The organism is Dietzia sp. CQ4, assembly GCF_014145125.1.
GTDB classification, from domain to species: domain Bacteria; phylum Actinomycetota; class Actinomycetes; order Mycobacteriales; family Mycobacteriaceae; genus Dietzia; species Dietzia natronolimnaea.
In genome coordinates this window covers 1-5,759 of the sequence record NZ_JAALDZ010000143.1, presented here as the reverse complement: position 1 = coordinate 5,759, position 5,759 = coordinate 1, and the positions used below count along the sequence as shown (strand labels likewise).

General features: G+C 70.3%; 5 protein-coding genes and 1 pseudogene. 4 read left to right on the top strand and 2 right to left on the bottom strand.

From position 1 onward, the window contains the following. The 3 genes from G6031_RS08990 to G6031_RS08980 all read left to right on the top strand — a co-directional run. Window positions 1–605, top strand: a 605-nt coding sequence (locus tag G6031_RS08990) for a Zn-ribbon domain-containing OB-fold protein (RefSeq protein ID WP_182653063.1), incomplete at its 5' end; no start/stop codon positions are given. Next, complete coding sequence (locus G6031_RS08985; RefSeq protein WP_346034664.1) at window positions 602–1,039, top strand: MaoC family dehydratase; 438 nt, start codon at window positions 602–604, stop codon at window positions 1,037–1,039. The genes G6031_RS08990 and G6031_RS08985, both read left to right, overlap by 4 nt. Further along, window positions 1,036–2,208, top strand: coding sequence for a lipid-transfer protein (locus G6031_RS08980; protein ID WP_182653062.1), 1,173 nt, complete (start codon window positions 1,036–1,038; stop codon window positions 2,206–2,208). Before G6031_RS08985 ends, G6031_RS08980 begins: the two co-directional genes overlap by 4 nt. 9 nt (window positions 2,209–2,217) lie before the next feature. Here G6031_RS08980 and G6031_RS08975 read toward each other — a convergent pair whose 3' ends face one another. Continuing rightward, the gene (locus G6031_RS08975) at window positions 2,218–3,297 is read right to left on the bottom strand and encodes an alpha/beta hydrolase (RefSeq protein WP_241737270.1); all 1,080 of its coding nucleotides are present in this window, start codon (window positions 3,295–3,297) and stop codon (window positions 2,218–2,220) included. 187 nt (window positions 3,298–3,484) lie between these two features. Here G6031_RS08975 and G6031_RS08970 point away from each other — a divergent pair, with 187 nt between their 5' ends. Further along, window positions 3,485–5,134, top strand: coding sequence for an AMP-binding protein (locus G6031_RS08970; RefSeq protein ID WP_182653061.1), 1,650 nt, complete (start codon window positions 3,485–3,487; stop codon window positions 5,132–5,134). 10 nt (window positions 5,135–5,144) lie between these two features. On the opposite strand, the pseudogene G6031_RS08965 reads toward G6031_RS08970, so the two are convergent. Continuing rightward, window positions 5,145–5,759, bottom strand: a pseudogene (locus G6031_RS08965) (hypothetical protein); the annotation flags it as partial.

The following is a 5,759-nucleotide window of genomic DNA, read 5'->3' as shown; positions in this document are numbered from 1 at the left end:
CGCCGGCCGCGACCGCCACGACCGCCGAGCCCGCCACGACCGCCGAGCCCGCGCCGGCGCCCGCGGACCAGATCGTCTCCAGCTCCGGCTCGGCCACCGACGACCTGGTGGTGGGCAAGGTCCTGCGCCCGTCGGTCTCGCACGACACCCGCTTCTTCTGGGACGGGGTCCGTGCCCACGAGCTGCGCATCCAGACGCGCGAGGACGGCTCGCTGCAGCACCCGCCCGTCCCGGCGCTCTGGAAGGACAGGTCCGAGCAGACCGACTACGTCGTGGCCTCCGGCCGCGGCACGGTGTACAGCTTCGTCACCCACCACGCCCCGCGCGTGCCGGGTCGCACGCGGTTCCCGTTCGTCATCGCACTGGTGGAGCTGGAGGAGGGTGTGCGGATGCTCGGCGAGTTGCGCGACGTCGACCCGGCCGAGGTCCGGATCGGCATGGAGGTCGAGGTGGAGTTCCTCGACATGCCCGGCGACCCGGCCGAGGACGCCGCGTTCGGCACCGAGCCGTGGACGCTGTACGCGTGGCGACCGGCCGGTGCACCGGCTGCCGAACGTCAACAATCCGCGGGGTCACCCGCGAGGACCGAAGGGGCCGTCACGTGAGCGAGAACCGTACCGTCTGCCCCGCCGAGCCGCCCGCCGTGGCGGTGGGGGACCGACTCCCCGAGCTGACCATCGAGGGGACCCCGACCTTCATCGTGGCCTCGGCGCTGGCGACCCGGGATTTCCAGGACGTCCACCACGACCGCGACCTCGCCCACGCCAAGGGCTCGAAGGACATCTTCGTCAACATCCTCACCGACACCGGCCTGGTGCAGCGGTTCGTCACCGACTGGGCGGGCCGGCGCGCCCGCATCACGTCCATCAGGCTCCGGCTCGGCGTGCCCTGGTACGCGTACGACTCCCTCACCCTGACCGGTGAGGTCACGGGGATCGACGACGACGGGCTGGTCACGCTGAAGATCGTCGGCACGGACTCGTTGGGCGCGCACGTCACCTCGACGGCGACCCTCTACCTGAACGGAGACCCGCAGTGAGCACCCTGACAGACAAGGCTGCGATCGTCGGGATCGGCGCCACCGACTTCTCCAAGGACTCGGGCCGCTCCGAACTGCGCCTGGCCGCCGAGGCCGTGCGCACGGCGGTGGCCGACGCCGGTCTGCAGCCGTCGGACGTCGACGGCCTGGTGTCGTTCACCATGGACACCAACACCGAGATCGCGGTCGCCCGCGCCGCAGGCATCGGCTCGCTGAACTTCTTCTCCCGCATCCACTACGGCGGCGGCGCCGCGTGTGCGACCGTGCAGCAGGCCGCGATGGCCGTGGCGACGGGCGTGGCCGAGGTGGTGGTCTGTTATCGCGCGTTCAACGAGCGCTCCGGGATGCGGTTCGGCCAGGTCAACTCGGCGCTCGTGCAGCAGGTCAACTCGTCCGGCACGGACAACGCCTTCTCCTACCCGCACGGACTGTCGACGCCGGCGGGCTTCGTGGCGATGGTCGCGCAGCGCTACATGCACGAGTACGGCGCCACCAGCGAGGACTTCGGGCGGGTCGCGGTGGTGGACCGCAAGCACGCCGCCGTCAACCCGGCGGCCTTCTTCCACGGCACGCCCATCACGCTGGACGACCACCAGAACTCGCGCTACATCGCCGAGCCCCTGCACCTGCTCGACTGCTGCCAGGAGTCCGACGGCGGGCAGGCGATCGTCGTGACGACCCCCGAGCGCGCGCGGGATCTGCCGCACCGGCCGGTGTCGATCGCCGCGGCCGCGTCAGGCTCCGGGCCGGACCAGTTCATCATGACCTCGTACTACCGTCCCGAGCTCGCCGGACTGCCGGAGATGGGCATCGTCGGCGACCAGCTGTGGTCCCAGTCCGGCCTGCGGCCCCAGGACATGGACATGGCCGTGCTCTACGACCACTTCACGCCGTACGTCCTCATGCAGCTCGAGGAACTGGGCTTCTGTGGCCGAGGGGAGGCCAAGGACTTCGTCCGCGAGCCGGGCGCGCTCGAGGTGGGTGGCCGACTGCCGCTCAACACGCACGGTGGCCAGCTGGGTGAGGCCTACATCCACGGCATGAACGGCATCGCGGAGGGAGTGCGTCAGCTGCGGGGCGACTCGGTCAACCAGGTGCCGGGTGCGGAGAAGCTGGTCGTGACCGCGGGTACCGGCGTGCCGACCTCGGGCCTGGTGCTGACGGTCTGACCGGGGAGTTCAGCCGCGCAGGCACCCGCGGACGAACGAGCCGATGTCGCGCACCGCGACCTTGGCCTCGGGGACGAGCGGGTGGAACACCTGGAACACGTGGAACTGGTGTGGCCACAGTTGGAACTCGTGCCGGACCCCGTGTTCGGCGAAACGCTCCGCGAGTTGCTCGATCCCCCCGCAGAAGATCTCCTCGCCGCCGCACTGGATGAGGAACGGCGGCCAGTCGGGGGACGGGACGTGATTGATCGGCGAGATGGCGGGATCGTCCGGGTCCACTCCCGGCGCGTACTGGCGTCGGCAGAGCTCGGCCAGGCCGAGGGCGAGGAACGGGTCCTTACGAGCGCGGTCGCGGGCGGTCATGTCGGTGAAGTCCAGATCCACCCACGGTGAGAGCAGGACGACCCCCGCCGGCATCGCGGCCTGCTCCTTCTCGAGCTGCGCGACGAGCTGGAGGGCGAGGTTGCCACCGGCGGAGTCGCCGGCCACCACGATGTCCTCCGCCCGGAAGCCCATGCTCAGCAGCCACTCCCAGCCGGCGAGGGTGTCCTCCGTGGCCGCGGGGTGCGGATGCTCCGGTGCGAGCCGGTAGTCGGGCAGGAAGACGGGCACGCCGGTCTCGCTGGCCATCCGTGACGCGAGTGCCTTGTGCGACCAGGGGGATCCGAAGGTGAAGCCGCCGCCGTGGATGTGGTAGATCACCTTGTCCGAGTGGAAGAACCGCTTGCGGCCCACCCAGAGTCCGGGCACGGGGCCGTCCGAGGACCAGTCGTTGGTGGTCTCGAGGGCGGCCGCCCGCCCGGCCCCCGAGGTCAGCGCACGCAGCCGTCCGAGGGACGCGTCGGTCGCCGGCATCATGTCGAGGGCCGGTCGGACGAACATCCTCAGCCCGCCGGCCAGCCCGCGGGACCGCAGGGTCCCCTGCGCCCCGGGGCCCGTCAGCACCGGCCTCCGGCCGGAGGGTCGATCCGCCTCCGGCGCGGCCGATCGGCGACCGTCCACCGGGACGCTCCCCGTCCGGGTGGCGTGGGGCAGCATCAGGCCCCCGTCGTAGGGCGCGCCGCTCTGCGGGGACCGCCGTGAACTCATGTCCAAAATGTAGGCGCTCGGGGGCGTGGGGTCACGCAGAATCGTTGCCATGGACACGAACTGCTCTAGAACTCGTTCTACTTATTGAGAGTTTGGCCTGATCAGGGTGCCGTCTGGACATGAGAACAAGTTCAGGTCACAATGTGAGGACAGCCACATTTCGTCCGCCCTCGCGAAGGATTCTGCCATGACCGAAGCTGCTGACCATTCGACCGATCCGCTCGCCGGAACCAACCCGGAGATGAACGAGGCCGCGGTGTTCGAGGCCGTCGCCGACAAGATCCCGGACAACGCACTGCTGACCATGGACGGCGTCGACTACACCTACCGTCAGGTCGACGATCTCGCCAACCAGATGGGGCACCTGCTCCGCGCCCACGGTGCGGAGCCGCTCAGCCACGTCGCGCTCTACATGAAGAACAGCACCGCGCACATGGCGGCCATCATCGGGTGCATGAAGACCCGGGTGGCCGGGATCAACGTGAACTACCGGTACACCGCGCCCGAGTTGGTCTACCTGTTCAACGACTCCAAGTCGATCGCCGTGTTGGTCGACGCCGAGTTCGCCGAGACCATGGCCGCAGCGGTCCAGAAGCTCGAGACCGTGCGTACCGTGATCGTGTTCGGCGGCGTCCCGGAGGTCCTGGCCTCGGCGTGTGCCGAGAAGGGCCTGACGGTGGTCGACGGGGACACCGAGTGGCCGGCACAGTCGGCGGAGCGGGACTTCGAGCCCGTCCGCGGCGACGACCACTGGATCGTCTACACCGGCGGGACCACCGGCTTCCCCAAGGGCGTGCAGTGGCACATGTCGGACTACTTCTACGCGTGCCTGTCCGGGGGCAACCCCTACGGTGACAAGCGGCACAGCCCCGCCGAGGTCGCCGACAACGTCTCGCCCGACGGCGGGATGAAGGTGGTCATCTCGGCCCCGCTCATGCACGGTGCGGGCCTGTTCACGCTGCTGACCTTCGTGAACCTCGGCGGCCACCTCATCATGTTCCGCGAGTTCGACGCGGCGGAGATCATCCGGGCGACCGCCGAGCACAAGGCGCACATCCTCATGTTCGTCGGCGACGGCATGGCGGTGCCGCTGACGGACGAGCTGGTCAAGGGCACCGAGACCATGGACTTCAGCACCCTGTTCATGATGGCCTCCGGCGGCGGCATCTGGTCCAAGTCCAGCCGCGAGCGCGTCCTCGAGGTGCTGCCCAACATCATCATCCGCGACAACTTCGGCGCCTCGGAGGCCGGCAACGACGGCGAGCTCGGGATGAGCGAGTCCGGCGAGATGACCATCCCGGCCAGCCCGAAGCTCGGCCTGGTCGACGAGGACTTCCGTCCCATCGAGCCGGGCTCGGACGAGATCGGCTACATCGTCCGCCGCGGTCACCTGCCGATCGGTTACTGGAACGACCCGGAGAAGACCGCCAAGACGTTCCCCGTGGTCGACGGTCGACGCGTCTCGGTCCTGGGCGACATGGGACAGCTCCGCGAGGACGGCACCATCGTGTTCCTCGGCCGCGGTTCGGGGTGCATCAACACCGGCGGCGAGAAGGTCTTCCCGGAGGAGGTCGAGCAGGCGCTCAAGGCGCACCCGGCCGTGCACGACGCGCTCGTCGCCGGGGCGCCGGACCCGCGCTACGGCCAGAAGGTCGCCGCCGTGGTCTCGTTCCGCGAGGGGCAGTCGGTGGAGCAGGACGAGCTGTCCGAGTTCCTGCGTCAGTCACTGGCCAACTACAAGGTCCCCAAGGTGATCGTCGACGTGCCCGAGATCCGCCGCTCGCCCGCGGGCAAGGCCGACTACAAGTGGGCCAAGGACCAGCTGCCCGCGAACTGACGGCACGGCGCTAGTCCGTCGCGAGGATGCGCTCGACCGCGCCCAGCGGGACCCCCACCCAGCTGGGCCGGTTGCGCGACTCGTACACCACCTCGTAGAGGGCCTTGTCCAGCGTGTACGCCCGGAGGAGCGCACCGGTGTCGCGGGGGTCCGAGTCGCTGACCTCGGCGTACCCGGCGCAGAAGGCGTCGACGTTGCGGTCCCGCCACTCGCGGGCCCGGAACCGCAACTGCCGGTCGTCGACCCCCACCAGCGTGTGCTGGGCGGCGTAGTCGAGGCTGCGCAGGATCCCCGCCACGTCGCGGGCGGGGGAGTCCGGCACCCGGCGTTCGGCCAGCGGGGCGGCCGGCTCGCCCTCGAAGTCGATGATGATCCAGCGGTCCGGGGCCCGCAGGGTCTGGCCCAGGTGCAGGTCGCCGTGGACGCGGTGGACCGGCACCGGGCCGGACCCGGCGACCTCGTCGAAGACCGCCCGGGCGGCATCGGCGAACCCGGCGAGCTCGGGCACCTCGGCCACCGCCCCGTCGAGTCGCGCCCGCATGCCCGTCACGATCTCGGCACCGTCCCGGGTGGTGGCGCCGGTCGCTGCCGCGAGGTCGTCGTGGACCTGTGCGACGGCGGCCCC